This is a genomic window from Streptomyces sp. NPDC026092, from assembly GCF_040638605.1.
GTDB lineage: Bacteria > Actinomycetota > Actinomycetes > Streptomycetales > Streptomycetaceae > Streptomyces.
On the sequence record NZ_JBEZYN010000023.1, the window covers coordinates 108,785 to 125,605 of the forward strand.

Genomic DNA, 16,821 nt, shown 5'->3' on the forward strand with positions numbered 1-16,821 from the left:
GGGCGAGTGCCTGTGCGGGCGGGTGCCTGCGCGGGCGGGTGCGCCCGGCGCCCGGTCATCGTGGCGGCGCCAGGTTTCGGTGGGGGGTGCGCCAGGTAACAGGGTGGCGACATGGGCACGTCACATCAAGGGGTGTGACGGAACGACAGTTCCGTTTCCTGGCCCTAGGGTTGGCGTGTGCTTCTGGAAGTGAACGTCACCTTTGCGGTGGTTCTCGCCGTTCTGCTGCTCGTGGCCGCGGGCGTCGTCGCGTTCGCCCAACTCGGCCGCGCCCGCGACTCCCTGGTCGCGGGCGGGCGCGCGGCCGTCCAACTGATCGCGGTGTCGCTCGTGATCGGCTGGGTCATGCGGTATCTGCCGCTGCTGCTCGGCTTCCTGGTGGTGATGTACGGAGTCGCAGTCTGGACCGCCGGACGGCGCGTCGTCCCCGGCGCGGGGCACGGCCGCTGGTGGGCCGCGGTGCCGATCGCGGCGGGCGTCGGGCCGGTCGTCGGGGTGCTGCTGCTCACCGGGCTCGTACCGGTACGGGGCGTGGCGCTCATCCCGGTCACCGGCATCCTCATCGGCGGCGCGCTGACCGCGACCGTCCTGGGCGGGCGGCGGGCGCTGGACGAGCTGGAGACGCGGTGGGGCGAGGTGGAGGCGGGGCTCGCGCTCGGGCTGCCGGAGCGGGAGGCGCGCCTGGAGGTGGCGCGGAGGGCCGCGTCGGACGCGCTGCTGCCGGGGCTCGACCAGACGCGGACGGTCGGACTCGTGACGCTGCCGGGCGCGTTCGTGGGCATGCTGCTGGGCGGCGCGTCGCCGTGGGAGGCGGGCGCGGTGCAGCTGTTCGTGCTGGTGGCACTGATGGTGGTGCAGGCAGTGGCCGTCGCGGCGGTGCTGGAGCTGGTCGCCCGGGGGGCCTTCGTGCGGGAGCGGGGGCCGGCGGGTGGTGCGGGGATGGGGGCCCGGTGAGCCTCGGAGAGGCAGAGGGTGGGCCCCCGGAGGTTGGAGGGTGGGCCTCTGGGGTTACTCCGCGAACGTCAGGCGGATGCCGTTCTCCGTGGCCTCGACCGTGACCTCCGTGAGGTCCATGACGTGGACGTCCGGGGCGAAGGCCGCCGCCCTCGGGCCCACGCCCACCACGCGCATGCCCGCCGCGCGGCCCGCCTGGATGCCGGCCTCGGAGTCCTCGAAGACCACGCATTCCGCCGGGTCGAAGCCCAGTTCCGCCGCGCCCTTGAGGAAGCCCTCCGGGTCCGGCTTGCTCGCGCCGACGTGCTCCGCCGTCACCCGGATCCCCGGCATCCGCAGCCCCGCCGCGCCCATCCGGGCCTGGGCGAGGGCCTCGTTCGCCGAGGTCACGAGGGCGTGCGGGAGGTCGTCGATGGCGGCCATGAAGGCCGGGGCGCCCGGTACGGGCACCACGCCGTCGAGGTCCGCGGTCTCCTCCGCGAGCATCACCCGGTTGTCCGCGTAGTTCTGCTCCATGGGCCGGTCCGGCAGGAGGACGGCCATCGTCGCGTACCCCTGGCGGCCGTGGACGACCTTGAGCGCCTCGTCCGCGTCGAGCCCGTGCCGCTCCGCCCAGCGCCGCCAGCAGCGTTCGACGACGGCGTCCGAGTTGACGAGGGTGCCGTCCATGTCGAGGAGGAGGGCGTGCGTCGTGAGCGTGGGCATCAGGGTTCTCCGGAGGGGTGGGGGGAGAGCAGAGCGGTCCCGCCCGCCGGTCAGGGGGTGCGGGCGGGGCCACTTTGTTCCTCGACGATACAAAACGAGGGCCCCTCTCCGCCAATCCGTCCCGCATCGCGGACCTCGGGCCGGCCTCGGTCGGCCTCCGGGGCGGCCTCGGCCCGTGACCTCGGGCCGGCCTCAGCCCGTCGTCTGCGCCTCCAGTGCGCGGCGCGTCTCCGGGCCGTACACGCCCTCCTCGTCCTCTTCGATGTACTGGTACGACTGGAACCACTCCACCGCCCGCCGCACCTGCCGGGAGTACCTGCCGTCGATGTCGCCGTCGTACGCGTACACCTGCGTGAGCCGCCGCTGCAACTCCTCGACCTCGGCGCCCGTGTCCCCGTAGCGCAGGGTCGGGCCCGGTGCGGCCTGGGTGGGGGGACGGGTCGGTGTGGGCGCCGTCGTCGTCCGGGTGGCCGAGGGCGTCGGCCGTCCGGTCGGCGTGGTGGCCGTGGAGGTGGGCACCGGCGACCGGGTGGCCGTCGGCGAGGCGGAGGGGGACGCCGAGCGCGAGGCGGAGGCCGTGGGGGACGACGGGGGTGACGACGAAGGGGAGGACGGGGCCTCCGACACGACGACGTTCTCCGACGCGCTGACCGTGGGCGTGGGCACGGCCGCCCGGTCGTCCGTCCCGTCGTCGCCGAGCAGCCCCGTCGCGATCGCCGCCGTGGCGACCACGGCGACCGCGACCGCCGCCGCCAGCGCCACGAGGGCGCCGCGCCGCCGCGTGACGGGGCGCTCGGGCTCGTACGGCTCGTCGCCGTAGCCCTCCTCGCCGTACAGATCGGTGTCGTACGGGTCGTACGGCTCCCCCAGGCCTGGACCCGAACCCGGGCTCTGCCCCGAACCCGGGCTCTGCCCCGAACCCGGGCTCTGCCCCGGACCCGGGCTCTGCCCCGGACCCGAAGCCTCCGGACCCTCCCCATCCTTCGGCGCATCCGCGATCCCCGGCAGAAGCAGCGGCATCGTCTCCGCCGGGTCCTGCCCGGCCGCCGTCGGCAGCGGCACCGGCACCGGCGGTTCGCCAGGCCCGGCCTGAGGCGCCCCAGGAGCCTCAGGCGCCCCAGGAGCCCCACCCGCCCCCGGCTCCTCCAGCGTCACGTACGGACGGATCCGTAGCGGATCGAAGTCCTCCGCCGCCGCGACCTCCGCCTGGTAGCAGGCGCAGCCCGGTCTCTGTCCACCGCATTCAGGACATATGTGTCCGGTCATCGCGGGTCCCCTCCCCAGTTCCCCAGTTCAACTGGCAGCGATTATGCAGCCCGCCCACGTGGGCGAGGCGAACAGCCGTGCCCCTCCGCAGGCCGTAATCGGACATTCCGCTCAGGATGGAGGCAGCGGAGGCAGTGGAGGCAGTCGCAGGGAACGGAAGCGAGGAATGCCCATGGCCCAGGACGAACGCACGGCGAACCTCGGCGGTGGCGGCCCGGTACCAGGGGAGGGCGGGAGCCACCGCTCGGTGATGGTGGCGATCGGGGCCCTGCTGCTCGGCATGCTGCTCGCCGCGCTCGACCAGACCATCGTCTCCACCGCCCTCCCGACGATCGTCAGCGAGCTCGGCGGCATGGAGCACCTCTCCTGGGTGGTCACGGCCTACATGCTCGCGTCGACCGCCGCGACCCCGCTCTGGGGCAAGCTCGGCGACCAGTACGGCCGCAAGAAGCTCTTCCAGGCCGCCATCGTCATCTTCCTCGTCGGCTCGGCCCTCTGCGGCATCGCGCAGAACATGCCGCAGCTCATCGCCTTCCGCGCCGTCCAGGGCCTCGGCGGCGGCGGGCTCATGGTGCTGTCCATGGCGATCGTCGGCGACCTCGTCTCGCCCCGGGAACGCGGAAAGTACCAGGGGCTCTTCGGCGCCGTCTTCGGTGCCACCAGCGTCCTCGGACCGCTGCTCGGCGGGCTGTTCACCGAACACCTCTCCTGGCGCTGGGTCTTCTACATCAACCTGCCCATCGGCGTCGTCGCCCTCTTCGTGATCGCCGCCGTCCTGCACATCCCGGTGCACGGCACCAAGCACCGCATCGACTACCTCGGTACGTTCCTCATCGCCTCGGTCGCCACCTGCCTGGTCCTCGTGGCCTCCCTCGGCGGCACCACCTGGGCCTGGGGCTCCCCGCAGATCATCGGGCTCGCCGTCCTCGGAGCCGTACTCCTGGTGTGGTTCGTGTACGTGGAGGGGCGCGCGGCCGAGCCCGTGCTGCCGCTGAAGCTCTTCCGGATCCGGACGTTCAGCCTCGTCTCGGTCATCAGCTTCATCGTGGGCTTCGCGATGTTCGGCGCGATGACCTATCTGCCGACCTTCCTCCAGGTCGTCCAGGGCGTCACCCCGACCATGTCCGGCGTGCACATGCTGCCGATGGTCCTCGGCCTGCTCATCACCTCCACCGCCTCAGGCCAGATCGTCTCGCGCACCGGCCGCTGGAAGGTCTTCCCGATCGCCGGCACCGGCATCACGGCCCTCGGCCTTCTGCTGCTCAACGAGTTGACGGAGACCAGCTCCACCTGGGAGATGAGCTTCTACTTCTTCGTCTTCGGCGCCGGTCTCGGCCTCGTCATGCAGGTCCTCGTCCTCGTCGTGCAGAACGCCGTCTCGTACCAGGACCTGGGCGTCGCCACCTCCGGCGCGACCTTCTTCCGGTCCATCGGAGCCTCCTTCGGCGTCGCCGTCTTCGGCACGATCTTCACCAACCGGCTCCGCACCAAACTCGACGACGCCCTCGCCGGGCAGACGCTCCCGCCGGGGACCGGACCCGAGCAGATCGCCGCCGACCCGCGCGCCATCGACGCCCTCCCGCCCGACCTCCAGCAGTCCGTCGTGCACGCGTACTCGACGTCCATCACCGACGTCTTCCTCTACGCGGCGCCGGTCGTCCTCGTCGCCTTCGTCGTCGCCTGGTTCCTCAAGGAGGACAAGCTGCGCGGCTCCGTCACCGCGCCCGACACCAGCCAGACCCTGGCCTCCAACCCGGTGGAGCGCTCCTCGTACGAAGAGTGCGCACGGGCCCTGTCCGTGCTCGGCTCGCGCGAGGGCCGCAAGGCGATCTACGAGAAGATCACCGCGAAGGCGGGGCTCGATCTGCTCCCTGCCGCGAGTTGGCTGGTGTTGCGGATTCGCCGCCACGGGACCGTGGAACCCGCCCGGCTCGCTGAGACCACGCCCGTACCGCTGCGGGCCATCACGGAGGCGTCCCGGCAGGTCGAGGAGTGCCATCTGGCGCGCCGGGAGGGGCTGCAGCTGATCCTCACCGAGGAGGGACTCGCGACGGCGATCAAGCTGGCGAAGGCGCGCGAGGAGTCGCTCGCCGAACTGCTCGGCGACTGGTGGGGGCCGGACCGGCCCACGGACCTGGTGCAGTTGGTGGAGGAGCTGACGGCCGAACTGAGCGGCTCGGACGCGGAGCGGCCGCACTCACCGGAACCGCCCCGCGACCATCATGCGTGAGCCGCCCGCCCCGCCTTTTTACAGCTTCTTGCCGTACCAGACGTCCATGTACGGGCCCTCGCAGTACGCCGGGATCTCTCCGTACCCGTGGCGCGTGTACAGGGCGCGCGCTTCGACGAGGTCGAGGCGGGTGTTGAGGACCATCCGCCGCGCGCCCAGGTCACGGGCCGCGTCCTCGAGCCGGTCCAGCATGGCCCCGGCGCCGCCCGTGCCCCGGAACGCGTGGCGCAGGAACACCCGGGTCAGCTCGGCGCGTTCGGCGTCGAGGAGCAGCACGCCACCGCACGCGGCCGGCCTGCCCTCGTACCGGCCGACCAGGAACTGGCCCGTCGGCGGGGTCAGCAGCTCGACCCCGTCGCCCGCCAGGCCCTCGTCGACCTCCGCCTCGGTGGCCGGCCGCTGCCAGTAGCGGCTCGCCACGTCGTCGTAGTAGTCGCGGCGCAGGGCCGTCGCTTCGGGGGTGTGGACGTCCTCGGGCGAGAACGACCAGCCGGTCACTTGGGGGAGGCCTGCTGGACGACCTCGAACGACCAGAGCGTCGACCCCGAGGCCGCCGGCTTGGGCCGCTCCCCACCGGAACCCTCGGCGCCACCGCCGCCACCGCCGCCGTGCGCGGCCTTCATCGAACCGTTCATCCAGTTCTGGAAGTCCTCCTCGCTGCGCCAGCGGGTGTACACCAGGTACTGGTCGGTCCCCTCCACGGGCCGCAGCAGCTCGAACCACTCGAAGCCGTCGGAACCCTCCACGGCGCCCGCACGGGCGGCGAACCGCCGCTCGAGCACCTCGCGCTGCTCGGCCGGGACGGTCAGGACATTGATCTTTACCACACTAGGCACATGAACCTCTCAGGAAGCACAGGCCGGGCGCTGCGCCGAGCCTTGATCACGTACGTGCAGTCTCGTACATCCGCCAGTCAAAGCGACGTGAGGACGATTCGCAGGCATCGCCCGTGGCGCAGCGCGAACGGTGTGCGTCGCTGATCGCGTCGAAGGGGTGGAGCGACGCGGGCCACTTCGAGGACGTGGGCAAGTCGGGGTGGGACCCGAGCATCCACCGTCCGGGGTTCGAAGAGATGATGACGGCGGTGCGGGGTGGGCACGTGGACGCCGTGGTCGTCTTCTCGCTGTCGCGTCTCACGCGCCGTGGCGCACTGGAAGCCATGCGGATCATCGAGGAGCTGGAGGCGCACGGAGTCCGGCTGGTCAGCGTCGAAGAGCCGTACCTCGACACGTCCACCCCGGTGGGTGTCGGCATCCTCACCATCATCGCGGGTCTGGCGCAGCAGGAGTCCGACATGAAGTCGGCCTACGTCTCCGCCACCAAGGACACGCTCCGGCGGGCCGGTAGCCATGTCTCAGGCGTCGCCCCGTACGGCTTCACGGCGGAGAGGGCGACCAGCGGCAAGTTGTCGGTCGTCCGTCTCGTCCCGGACCCGGTGGAAGCCCCGCACGTCCGTGACATGGCCAAGTGGGCGGTGGAGGGAGTGTCCGCCTCGCAGATCGCCAAGCGACTCAACGAGGACGGAGTGCCCACAAAAGCGGAGTCCCTGGGGGAATCGGGGGTCAAGCGCCTTGCCTCGCGCCGTGCACGCGGAGTCTCGGAAGCCGTGGAGCGCCCCGCGTGGGTGTCGTCCACCGTCCTGCGCATCCTGCGGGATCCGCGCCTTGCCGGATACGCGATCGAGTGGCAGGGACGGGTACAGGCGACCAAGGATGCCGATGGCAATCCCGTCCCCGGCAAGACGGGGAAGCGCGTCATCCTGCGTGACGACGAAGGGCAGCCTGTCACGTCGCACGAAGCGCTGATCCCCACGGAGGAGTGGTGGAAGCTCCAGGACGTGCTGGACGGCCGGACGCAGGTGGTCGTACGAGCGGGCCGACGCGTCCCGACTCTGCTGGCAGGACACGGGCTGTTGTTCTGCGACGTCTGCGGTTCCGTGATGGTGACCGACCGACGGGCCGGGAAGCTCTACTACAAGTGCAACCGGGCCGGGGGAGTGGTCCCGGGCCACGGCGGTCTCGTCATCGGCCAGGACGCGGCGGACGGCGAGACGGCGGGGCGGGTGTGGGCCCGTCTCATCGCCATGGACCCTGACGACCCGGAGGACCTCGAATGGCTGGCCGAGGCGTCACGGCGCTTCGCCCGCCAACAGGACACGTCCCAGCGAGACGCGGAACGCGCGGCGGTGCGCGCCGAATTGGAGCACGTACGGGAATCCCGCCGCATCCTCCATGTGGACCGACTGGCCGGCGTCTACGGCGACGAGACCGGTGCGCAGATGTTCAGGGAGTCCATGGCGAGGTTGGCTGCCCACGAGGAGCGGACGGCAGAACGGCTGGCGGAACTGGAGGCGACCGGAAGCCGAACCATCCAGATCCCCAACGAGTGGACGAGCGTGGACGGAGATCCCCTCGGGGAAGGGTCGACATGGGCGGCATGGGACTTGGAGAAGAAGCGGGAGTTTCTGGCGCTCTTCGTCGACTCCGTGAGGATCGCCAAGTCCGTCGGCCGGGGACGCAACGCGAACACGCGGGACCGTGTGATCGTGCGGTGGGCTGAGTCGCCGGAACCGGCGGACGCATGAGCCTCCCTCGGAGGTCTTGCCACGGCCCGTTGCTGGGGAATCACGGTGGCGAGCCGTTCGGGCGTCTGCAAGCACCCGAACGCCCCGGTAGTCCGTCGCGGACCGCCAGGGCTTTGCTGTGTCCGCAGCGAGGCCGACAAGAGGGCGGAGCCATGACGGTATGACGGTTCAGAGGCGGCAACGTTCAAATGCTGTGCCGGGGCTGCCACCAGTTCAAGACAGCGACGGAGTTTGGGCGCGCCGCTTAGCGCTGTGCCCACCATGCCCCTGCTGCCCCGCCGGCGGTAGTGATCAGCGAGACGAGCCACACGGGCACGGGCTGAAGGGTCAAGTGAAGTCCACCGCAGCGCAGTTCGAACTTCGGGTTCTCGGCTGTCTCTCTCGTTTGCGTCATGGTTCAAGCAGAACACCGTTCGGCCGCCTACTCCCTGCCGGGAGGATCTTTCTGCGCGAATCTTTCGGACGTATCGCCCGGAAGGTCAGTTGGTCACTGGCCCATACGTCGCGTGGAGGATTTCTCTGCACGAAGGTGCCGGACGCATGGTCTGAAGGCAGCGGAAGCGGAGGTGCCCCATGCCCCGTAGACCCCGCCCCCATGCTCGGTACCCGGGTGCTCCGAGCTGACCGCCTGTGGTGGCCGCTGGGGCATGACCGCGTGCGGCCCCTCGCGTTGGGAGGGGCCCACACGGACGGCAACGTGCAAATGCTGTGCCGGGGGTGTCACCGACTCAAGACGGGCACGGAGTTCGGCACAACTGGGTCGTGCCGCACTTCGTGAAGGTGGTGTACGGCGCGCTGGCTGCGCGTGGCCTAGCGCTGTGTCCACCACGTTCCCGCTGCCCCGCCGGCGGTGGTGATCACGGCGACGAGCCATCCGGGTATGCGCTGAACGATCAAGTGCAGTCCGCCAACGCGCAGTTCGAGTGCTGGCCGAGGTCCGGGTGTGGGTGTCATGGCTGCCTTCCGGAGGCTGTGTCGGGAGCGCGGGGCCGAGCGATAAGGGCCCGTGAAGCCATGGGGCCCCAAGCACCAGTAAAGATGATCTTTTCGAAATGCCGCAATACGGACTCTTCTCGGCTGCGGCGCCATGAATAAACGATAGGGACACCGCCCTGAGTCTCCGCGACTTCCCTTTTTGACCTTCCTCCGACGTCATGACCGGGAAAGGCGAGCCCCATGCCCCGACGACCGCGCCCCCCCGTGCTCGGTACCCGGGTGCCCCGAGCTGACCGCCCATGGTGGCCGATGTGCTGAGCACCAGCGCGAGGCCGAGCGGTTGCGACGGGCGTCAGGTCATCGACGCCGGAGGGAAGGGTGCCGTTACCACGGTCATGACTTCTTCGATCTGCTTGACACCCTGGCCAACCAGGTGCGTGGCATCGACGGCAAGAACGGCGCGCTCTACATGAACGCCGCGCTTCGTGCCAAGATCGCATCCGGATTCCGGCGGCTCGGCGGCAGTGAGCTGCTGAGCACGGACATCGCCGGAAAGCCACGGTCATGTGGAACGGCATCCCGCTGCTGGACGCTGGCCAGCGTCTCGACGGCACAGACGTGTTGCCGCTGACGACCGGGACCGGTGGTGCGGAGACCGGTGACATCTGCGCCGTTCGCTTCGGCGCGACCGAGGCGGACGCCGGTGTCTCCGGACTCGCCAACGGTGGCGTTCAGGTCACCGACCTGGGCGAGTCCCACGACAAGCCGGTCTACCGAACCCGCATCGACTTCTACTGTGGCATCGCGCTCTTCGGCGGCAAGGCAGCCGCACGCCTCACCGGCGTACTGAACGGCTGATGCCGCCATACGGCCCCTGTGCCCTCTCCCTTGCCGGAGAGGGCACAGGGGCCTTTTTGCGTTCCCGTAGTAAGGCGGACGGTCAGTCGAGCGACGACAAGGCGGACGTCACGAGCGTGCGTGCGGCGGCTCCCCGCGCCGATCCTTGAGACAGTCGGTCGAAGGCTCGTGCATACAGCTCGACTTGGCTTGGCTGCGTCAGCGTGGACGCGGCGTCCAGAGTGTCCGCGTGCACCCTTGTGTCGTCGAAGATGGTGAAGGTCGGCATGGGCCACACGGTTCGCTGCGACGAGAACGGGACGATCCCCACGGCCACGTTCTGGAGGTCCATGACCGCCAAGAGGTGACCGAGCTGCGCAGCCATCGTCTCGACGGTGCACAGCCGGTAACGCAGGACCGATTCCTCCAGGACGAACGAGAACCGGTGCGCCGCGTTGTTCAGTACCGCATTTCGTCTCATGCGGACCTTGACGGCCTCTGTCACGTCGTCCGGTGTTCCACGAAAGTCCGCGATGGACGACAGGAGCGCGGTCGCGTACCCGGGTGTCTGGAGGAAGCCGGGGATCACGTCGGAGACGTAGACGCGGAAGAGGTGAGTGCGCCGGTACAGGCTCTCCGTGGATTCCTGCACGTGCCGTAGGCCGCCTCGCTGGAGGCGTCTCCATTGGATGTGGGCGTCCGCGGATTGCCTGTTCGCTGCGATGAGGTCCGGCGCCTGGTCGTCCGCTCCGCACGCCCGGCACCATGCCCGAATGTCGGCGTCGGACGGGGGTGTCTTGGCGTTGCCGATGCGCGACACCTTCGAGTCCGACCAGCGAAGCCTGACAGCCAGCTCCCGCCCGCTGAATCCGGCGTCCCTACGTAGCTCGCTTAGCCGGCCCGCGAGTGCTTCGCGAGCTTGCTGGACGCTCGATGAGGGGTGTGGGGGCATGAAGCTGACTGTCCTCAGATCGCGTACAGGCGGTGCGGGACGGCCCGGTCCCAGACGGCTTCGAAGGCCGATGCGCAGAGTTTCACCGTCGCCGCGTCGTCGTTGATCTCGTCCTCCACCACAACACCGTCACCGGAGAAGTGGTGCACGCGCAGGAGTTCGCCGTCGAAGAGCCAGAAGTCATTGCCGGGAAGGGCGATGTCCGTGGCCCGGCGGCGCGGCAGCCAACGGACGTCCTCGCCGGCCGTGACGTTGGCGTGGGTGACGTAGTGCTCCCAGCGGATGTACTCAGTCACGGGTTCGGAGATGACCCGGGCGCGCCGGATCGACACCCCACGCGCCACGGTGTCCGTGATCAGCTGGTCATACGGGTGCCACCAGGACGCGCGGTCGTCCCAGTCGATGCGCTCGCCGCGCTTCCATGCTTCGAATCTGTCCGTGGAGGCGTACGAGTCACGCATCTCCAGGTGTACGGCGGACCGCTCGCACCGACCCAACAGCTCAGCGAAGCTGGGCACGCTCGATGGCATCGCACGCCTCCCGGATCATCGGAATCATGCGGGCCGGAATCCTGACGATGGCCTCGCTGTCGGGAACCGGTCCGTTCGCGGGGCTGCTCGCCTCGCACTGGGCCTGAGTCTCGCTGTCCGGCTTCCAGCCTTGCAACAAGATCTCCTGAGCTTCCGCGTCCGCCCACACCGTCGGGCAGTGATCGCGGTCGGTGTTCGGGTCGATGCCTACGAACTCTACGGCCATGGCTGACTCCCTGGTCCAGGTGATTGCGTGGGCTTGCACAGACCATGCCGACCTGGGCTTTGAGCGTCAACGCGTAAATGAGACAGGTGAGTTGGCGTGCAAACTCATGCAATTTCGTAGAGCTTCCGTCCGGTGTCTTCCTAGCGTCCTCGGCAAGAACGCAGACGGACCGAGGGGACGACGACATGCCCGGCAAGGCTCAGGAGTGTGAAACAGACGCACGGCAGTGGGAGTACACGACCTACGCCCCTTCGGGCGAGGTGTGTCCCGCCTGCAACAAGCCGATTGCCTCGCTCGAACGCTGTCGCCGGGGAACGCTGCGCGAGCCGACCCAGCCCGAAAAGGCCGTCTACCAGCACGTGAAGTGCCCCAAGTGATCGGCCCGGACGACATCGGCCGACGCGTCGAGGACAGCGCGGGAAGGGGTGGCATCCTGCGTGACGTGATCCGGGACTACGAGGATCCCGCCGAGTTGCCCGGCGAGCGCCGGAAGCGCCCTATGGCGTTCCTGTGGCCCGAGCACGGCGGGCGGGAGTGGCTGGTCCCGCCCGACCATGTGCGGCGAGCGTAGTGGGGCATAGGTCAACGGAGGGGGCTGACGGCTTCTCGGCTGGCTAGCCGTTGTGGCACGCGCCAATCAGCTCTATGTGAGTGGCTTGACCCATTCGTTGATCTTGACGATGCTCATGAGTGCAGTCTCCTACATCCGCCGGTCAAAGCGGCGTGAGGGCGATGCCGGCGCCCGGCATCGCCCTCACGCGCGGAGGGAAACGGAGGGTTCACCCCTACGCCACGACGCGGGCCACCAGGAGGCCGTCGTAGCCCTTCACGCCGACCGTCTGGAACGCGGTCGCGTCCAGGCGGGGTTCGCGGGAGATCAGTTCGAACATCGCGCGGGTGCCGGTGATCGCCGGTTCCGTCGAGTCCGCGTCGGCGACCGCGCCGCCGCGCCCGACGTTGTCGACGACGATCACCGTGCCGGGGCGGGAGAGGCGCAGGGCCCACTCCACGTAGTGCGGGTTGTTCACCTTGTCGGCGTCGATGAAGACGAAGTCGAACGGACCCGCGCCCTCCGCCTCCAGCTGGGGCAGGCTGTCCAGGGCCGCGCCCGTCCGGACCTCGACGATCTTGTCGAGGCCGGCCCGGGCGATGTTGGCGCGGGCCACGTCCGCGTGGGCCGCGTTGTACTCCAGGGAGACCATCCGGCCCCCGTCGGCCGGCAGCGCCCGAGCCATCCAGATCGTGCTGTAGCCGCCGAGCGTGCCGATCTCCAGGACCGAACGCGCGCCCACCATGGCGACGAGCAGGTTGAGGAGCTTGCCCTGGTTGGGGGCGACGGCGATCTCCGGGAGTCCGGCGGCCGTCGAGTCGGCGAGCGTGGCGGTGAGCGCCTCGTCGGTCGGGGCGAGCAGATCGGTGAAGTAACGGTCCACCGTGGTCCATTGATCCTGAGTCATACGGCCGAACGTACCTCAGTCCTCGCCCGTGCACGCCGGACCGCCACGACCGCGCCGACCGTCCCCGCGGCCGCGAGCAGGACGCCCGAGACCGTCAGGATCCAGACCGGGATCCCGTTGCCGACCGTGAGCAGACGGTCGGTGTGGACGACCTCGCGGTACGGAGTGTCGGCGACCGCCCGGAGTTCGTGGTCGCCGTCGATCCGGGACGGCTCGGGGAACTCCTGGTCGAGGGCGGTCAGGAAGACCGGCCGGCCGCCGGTGAGGGCGGCGAGCGTCTCGTCCTCCGTCCCCTTGATCCCGCCCGCGAACGTCACTTCGGGGCGCGAGCCGCCGATGTCGTCGCGCGGTTCCATGCGGTGGTCGGCGAGGACGTACAGGCCGAGGGACTGCGGGTTCTTGGCAAGGCGGGAGAGCCGCATGGGGTAGACGAGTTCGGTGCTGGCGAAGGTGATCCGGAGCGGGGTGAGGTCGCCGGAGAGGGCGGGGGCGGGGTTTGTACCCGAGGTGCCGGTGTCGCCGGTGGCGCCTGAGGTGCCCGTGTCGGCAGCGGTGTCGGTGGGCTCGGGGGCCAGCCGTACCGCGACGTACTCCCACTTCCGCTCGACGTACGGCGTCAGTTCGGCGGACAGCCGGTCGGAGAGCTCGAAGCCGTTCTCCTCCAGCCAGCCGCTCAGCGCCTTCGGGTCCGTGGCCGTCAGCCGGGCCACGTCGAAGGGGCCGAGCCGCTCGCGCCCGACGACACCCACGTCCGGCGCGCCCGCCGACGGCGGCTCGGCCGCCGCGCCGTCCGTGGTGGTGAGGTCGAAGGGCCAGTCGCGGCTGCGCGGCCAGAAGTAGTGCCGGGTCCGGTACTCGGGCCCGGTGAGGTCCTCCAGCGCGTCGAAGAGCTCCGGGTCGCCGAGCGTGACGTCCGCGCGGGCGGGTACGGGCATGATCCAGGCGGCGCGCTCGGCGTTTCCGCGCACGCTGAAGCGCATGACGATCTGTTCCGTACGGCCGTCCCAGCGCACCGCCGAGGTCTCCCGGTCGACGCCGATCCGTTGGTTGCGGTCCGGGATCATCGCCCCGCAGCCGCACGCGTACGCCGGCGCGATCAGCGAGCCGAGCTGGAGCCCGAGCAGCGCGATGATCATGGCCAGAATTCTGTGTGTCCTTCGTGTCCCCCGCATGCCGGGTCAGACGTGGTGGGGGAGGGTCCGGTTCCGGAAGGCATCGGCCAACGGCCAACGGCCAACGGGCAGCAGGGCGGGCGGCGGGGGCCGTGGCGTAGGGGGAAGGCCCCCGCCTCCCGGGCTGTCGGCGGGCTGTACGCAGACTGTCGTCAGGCTTCGTCAGGCGCCTGCGCGGACCTGCAACTCCTTGATGCCGTTGAGCCAGGCCGCGCGCAGCCGTCGCGGTTCGCCCGCGAGCGTCAGGTCGGGCAGCTCGTCCGCGAGCGCGTTGAAGATGAGTTCGATCTCGTTGATCGCGAGCGACTTGCCGAGGCAGAAGTGCGGGCCTCCGCCGCCGAAGCCGAGATGCGGGTTCGGGTCGCGCGTGATGTCGAAGACCTCGGGGTTCTCGAAGACCTCGGGGTCGTTGTTGGCGGAGGAGTAGAAGAGCCCGACGCGGTCGCCCCGCCGGATCTTCTGGCCGCCGATCTCGGTGTCCTGCGTGGCCGTCCGCTGGAAGGAGACCACCGGGGTCGCCCAGCGCACGATCTCCTCGGCGGCGGTCGCCGGCCGCTCCCGTTTGTAGAGCTCCCACTGTTCGGGGTTGGTGAGGAAGGCGTGCATGCCGTGGCTGATGGCGTTGCGCGTGGTCTCGTTTCCGGCCACGGCGAGGAGGAGTACGAAGAAGCCGAACTCGTCGGAGGAGAGGTTGCCCTGGCCCTCGGCGGCGACGAGCTGGGTCACGATGTCCTTGGCCGGGCACTCCTTGCGCTCGGCGGCCAGGTTCATCGAGTAGCCGATGAGCTCCATGGCGGCCTCGGCGCCGATCTCCTCCGTGATGGCGTACTCGGGATCGTCGTACGCGACCATCTTGTTGGACCAGTCGAAGATCCGGGCGCGGTCCTCCTGCGGTACGCCGATGAGTTCGGCGATCGCCTGGAGCGGCAGCTCGACGGCGACCTGGGTGACGAAGTCGAAGGAGCCGTCGGCGGCGGCGTTCCGCTTCGCCTCCTCGACGATCGTGCGGGCGCGGGCGCGCAGGGCCGACTCCAGGCTCCGGATCGCGCGCGGGGTGAAGCCGCGCTGGACGATCTGGCGGACCCGGGTGTGCTCCGGCGGGTCCATGTTGAGCATGATCAGCTTCTGGACCTCGATCTGGTCCTTGGTGATGTGCTCGTTGAAGCGGATGACGGCTGTGTTCTCGGTGGAGGAGAACAACTCGGGGTGCGTGGACACGTACTTGACGTCCGCGTGCCGGGTGACGGCCCAGTACCCCTCGTCGTCGAAGCCGGTGATGCCGCGCGGCTGGGGGCACCACCAGACGGGTGCGGTCTGCCGCAGTTGGGTGAACTCCGGGAAGGGTATGCGGCTCTGGAGCAGATCGGGGTCGGTGGCGTCGAACCCTTCGGGGAGGTGAGGGCAGCGCATCGGCAACACTCCTGACGGTCCATCAGATGGTGACCGCAAGGTAGTAACGGGTTCTACAAGTCGCAAGGGATGCGGTCGGAACTGTTGCCGGAGCCGTTGTGCGGGGTGGGGGCGCGCGCGAGTGCGTGCACAACCCTTGCGTACCGGCGGTAGCAGTCATAAGACTTCACTCAGAACTAGAACGCGTACTAGTTCCCCGTACCGCCCCCGTCGCGGAGTGCCGGGACACCCCGCCCGGGCGAGGAGAGGACGAGCTCATGGCCGCGGAACCCGTCATCGTCGAAGCAGTACGCACCCCCATCGGCAAGCGCGGGGGCGCGCTCGCCAACCTCCATCCCGCCTATCTCCTGGGCGAGACCTACCGTGAACTCCTCGGCCGGACCGGGATCAAGGCCGACTGCGTCGAGCAGATCGTCGGCGGTACGGTCACCCACGCCGGCGAGCAGTCCATGAACCCCGCGCGCAACGCCTGGCTCACGATGGGGCTGCCGTACGAGACCGCCGCCACCACCGTCGACTGCCAGTGCGGCTCCTCGCAGCAGGCCAGCCACATGGTCGCCAACATGATCGCCTCGGGCGTCATCGACATCGGCATCAGCTGCGGAGTGGAGGCCATGTCGCGGGTCCCGCTCGGCTCCGGTTCCAAGCACGGGCCCGGAAAGCCGTGGCCGGACGAGTGGAACGTCGACCTGCCCAACCAGTTCGAGGCCGCCGAGCGCATCGCCCGGCGCCGCGGCCTGAGCCGCGAACGGGTCGACTCCCTCGGGCTGCTCTCCCAGGAACGGGCCGCGAACGCCTGGTCCGAGGAGCGGTTCAAGCGCGAGACCTTCGCCGTCCAGGTCCCGACCACCGAGGAGGAGCAGGCGGCGGGGCAGGGCATGTGGCGGCTGGTCGACCGTGACGAGGGGCTGCGCGACACCAGCATGGAGGCGCTCGGCCGGCTCAAGCCGGTCATGCCGACGGCCGTCCACACCGCCGGGAACTCCTCGCAGATCTCCGACGGGGCCTGCGCGCTGATGTGGGCGTCCAGGCGGACGGCCCGCGCGCTCGGCCTCAAGGCCAGGGCGCGCATCGTCGCCCAGGCCCTGGTCGGCTCCGACCCGCACTTCCACCTCGACGGCCCGATCGACGCGACCCGCGCCGTGCTGGGCAAGGCGGGGATGTCGCTCAAGGACATCGACCTGGTCGAGATCAACGAGGCGTTCGCCTCGGTGGTGCTGAGCTGGGCGCAGGAGTTCGAGGGCGACCTGGACGGGCTCGTGAAGGTCAACGTCAACGGCGGCGCGATCGCCCTCGGCCACCCGGTGGGGGCGACCGGGGCGCGGCTGATCACGACGGCGCTGCACGAGCTGGAACGGTCGGACAAGGAGTTCGCGCTGATCACGATGTGCGCGGGTGGGGCGCTGGCGACGGGGACGATCATTCAGCGGCTCTGAGGTGGACCCGGGAGTCGGAAGGTCTTTGGAAACGCGGCAGGCCCCGCCCCTCCGTGAGGAGGGGCGGGGCCTTGCGGGGTGCTGCGTGTGTTGCCGGCGCTACATCGTGCGGTGGCTGGGAGTCGG

Annotated in this window: 17 protein-coding genes; 7 read left to right on the plus strand and 10 right to left on the minus strand. The window is 69.9% G+C overall.

What is annotated here, in order from left to right; translation table 11 throughout:
• Positions 1-177: 177 nt before the first annotated feature.
• Entirely contained in the window at positions 178-954 is a 777-nt protein-coding gene (locus AB0F56_RS30320) for an ABC transporter permease (protein ID WP_362015304.1), read from the plus strand.
• 54 nt (positions 955-1,008) lie between these two features.
• On the opposite strand, the gene AB0F56_RS30325 is transcribed toward AB0F56_RS30320, so the two are convergent.
• Positions 1,009-1,659, minus strand: coding sequence for an HAD-IA family hydrolase (locus tag AB0F56_RS30325; protein WP_362015307.1), 651 nt, complete (start codon positions 1,657-1,659; stop codon positions 1,009-1,011).
• 192 nt (positions 1,660-1,851) lie between these two features.
• The gene (locus AB0F56_RS30330) at positions 1,852-2,727 is read right to left on the minus strand and encodes a peptidoglycan-binding protein (protein WP_362015310.1); all 876 of its coding nucleotides are present in this window, start codon (positions 2,725-2,727) and stop codon (positions 1,852-1,854) included.
• A gap of 448 nt (positions 2,728-3,175) precedes the next feature.
• On the opposite strand from AB0F56_RS30330, the gene AB0F56_RS30335 reads away from it, so the two are divergent.
• The gene (locus AB0F56_RS30335; RefSeq protein ID WP_362015367.1) at positions 3,176-5,155 is read left to right on the plus strand and encodes an MFS transporter; all 1,980 of its coding nucleotides are present in this window, start codon (positions 3,176-3,178) and stop codon (positions 5,153-5,155) included.
• A gap of 18 nt (positions 5,156-5,173) precedes the next feature.
• Here AB0F56_RS30335 and AB0F56_RS30340 read toward each other — a convergent pair whose 3' ends face one another.
• Positions 5,174-5,653, minus strand: a complete 480-nt coding sequence (locus AB0F56_RS30340) for a GNAT family N-acetyltransferase (RefSeq protein ID WP_362015313.1) — start codon at positions 5,651-5,653, stop codon at positions 5,174-5,176.
• Positions 5,650-5,991, minus strand: a complete 342-nt coding sequence (locus AB0F56_RS30345; protein WP_362015316.1) for an antibiotic biosynthesis monooxygenase — start codon at positions 5,989-5,991, stop codon at positions 5,650-5,652. The genes AB0F56_RS30340 and AB0F56_RS30345 overlap by 4 nt, the downstream gene beginning before the upstream one ends.
• Positions 5,992-6,059: 68 nt before the next feature.
• Between AB0F56_RS30345 and AB0F56_RS30350 the strand changes: the two genes are divergently transcribed.
• The 3 genes from AB0F56_RS30350 (at position 6,060) to AB0F56_RS30360 (ending at position 9,533) form a co-directional block, all read left to right on the plus strand.
• Positions 6,060-7,739, plus strand: coding sequence for a recombinase family protein (locus tag AB0F56_RS30350; RefSeq protein WP_362015370.1), 1,680 nt, complete (start codon positions 6,060-6,062; stop codon positions 7,737-7,739).
• A 595-nt stretch (positions 7,740-8,334) separates the two neighbouring features.
• Positions 8,335-8,517, plus strand: coding sequence for an HNH endonuclease (locus tag AB0F56_RS30355; protein ID WP_362015319.1), 183 nt, complete (start codon positions 8,335-8,337; stop codon positions 8,515-8,517).
• 722 nt (positions 8,518-9,239) lie between these two features.
• A complete protein-coding gene (locus tag AB0F56_RS30360) occupies positions 9,240-9,533 on the plus strand; it encodes a hypothetical protein (RefSeq protein WP_362015322.1) in 294 nt (97 codons plus the stop codon).
• A gap of 82 nt (positions 9,534-9,615) precedes the next feature.
• Here AB0F56_RS30360 and AB0F56_RS30365 read toward each other — a convergent pair whose 3' ends face one another.
• The 3 genes from AB0F56_RS30365 to AB0F56_RS30375 are packed head-to-tail and all read right to left on the minus strand — an operon-like array spanning position 9,616 to position 11,220.
• The gene (locus AB0F56_RS30365; protein ID WP_362015325.1) at positions 9,616-10,464 is read right to left on the minus strand and encodes a helix-turn-helix transcriptional regulator; all 849 of its coding nucleotides are present in this window, start codon (positions 10,462-10,464) and stop codon (positions 9,616-9,618) included.
• A gap of 14 nt (positions 10,465-10,478) precedes the next feature.
• Positions 10,479-10,994 (minus strand): DUF6879 family protein, encoded by a 516-nt coding sequence (locus AB0F56_RS30370; RefSeq protein ID WP_362015328.1) that lies wholly within the window; start codon positions 10,992-10,994, stop codon positions 10,479-10,481.
• On the minus strand, positions 10,966-11,220 hold the full coding sequence (locus tag AB0F56_RS30375) for a hypothetical protein (protein WP_362015331.1): 255 nt from the start codon (positions 11,218-11,220) through the stop codon (positions 10,966-10,968). The genes AB0F56_RS30370 and AB0F56_RS30375 overlap by 29 nt, the downstream gene beginning before the upstream one ends.
• A 364-nt stretch (positions 11,221-11,584) precedes the next feature.
• Between AB0F56_RS30375 and AB0F56_RS30380 the strand changes: the two genes are divergently transcribed.
• Entirely contained in the window at positions 11,585-11,791 is a 207-nt protein-coding gene (locus AB0F56_RS30380) for a hypothetical protein (RefSeq protein ID WP_362015334.1), read from the plus strand.
• 214 nt (positions 11,792-12,005) lie between these two features.
• Here AB0F56_RS30380 and AB0F56_RS30385 read toward each other — a convergent pair whose 3' ends face one another.
• The 3 genes from AB0F56_RS30385 to AB0F56_RS30395 all read right to left on the minus strand — a co-directional run bounded on the left by AB0F56_RS30385 (position 12,006) and on the right by AB0F56_RS30395 (position 15,259).
• Positions 12,006-12,677 (minus strand): O-methyltransferase, encoded by a 672-nt coding sequence (locus AB0F56_RS30385; RefSeq protein ID WP_362015337.1) that lies wholly within the window; start codon positions 12,675-12,677, stop codon positions 12,006-12,008.
• Complete coding sequence (locus AB0F56_RS30390; protein ID WP_362015340.1) at positions 12,674-13,813, minus strand: DUF2330 domain-containing protein; 1,140 nt, start codon at positions 13,811-13,813, stop codon at positions 12,674-12,676. The genes AB0F56_RS30385 and AB0F56_RS30390 overlap by 4 nt, the downstream gene beginning before the upstream one ends.
• 198 nt (positions 13,814-14,011) lie before the next feature.
• On the minus strand, positions 14,012-15,259 hold the full coding sequence (locus AB0F56_RS30395; RefSeq protein WP_362015343.1) for a cytochrome P450: 1,248 nt from the start codon (positions 15,257-15,259) through the stop codon (positions 14,012-14,014).
• A 257-nt stretch (positions 15,260-15,516) separates the two neighbouring features.
• On the opposite strand from AB0F56_RS30395, the gene AB0F56_RS30400 reads away from it, so the two are divergent.
• On the plus strand, positions 15,517-16,695 hold the full coding sequence (locus tag AB0F56_RS30400) for a steroid 3-ketoacyl-CoA thiolase (RefSeq protein WP_362015346.1): 1,179 nt from the start codon (positions 15,517-15,519) through the stop codon (positions 16,693-16,695).
• Positions 16,696-16,821: the final 126 nt, after the last annotated feature.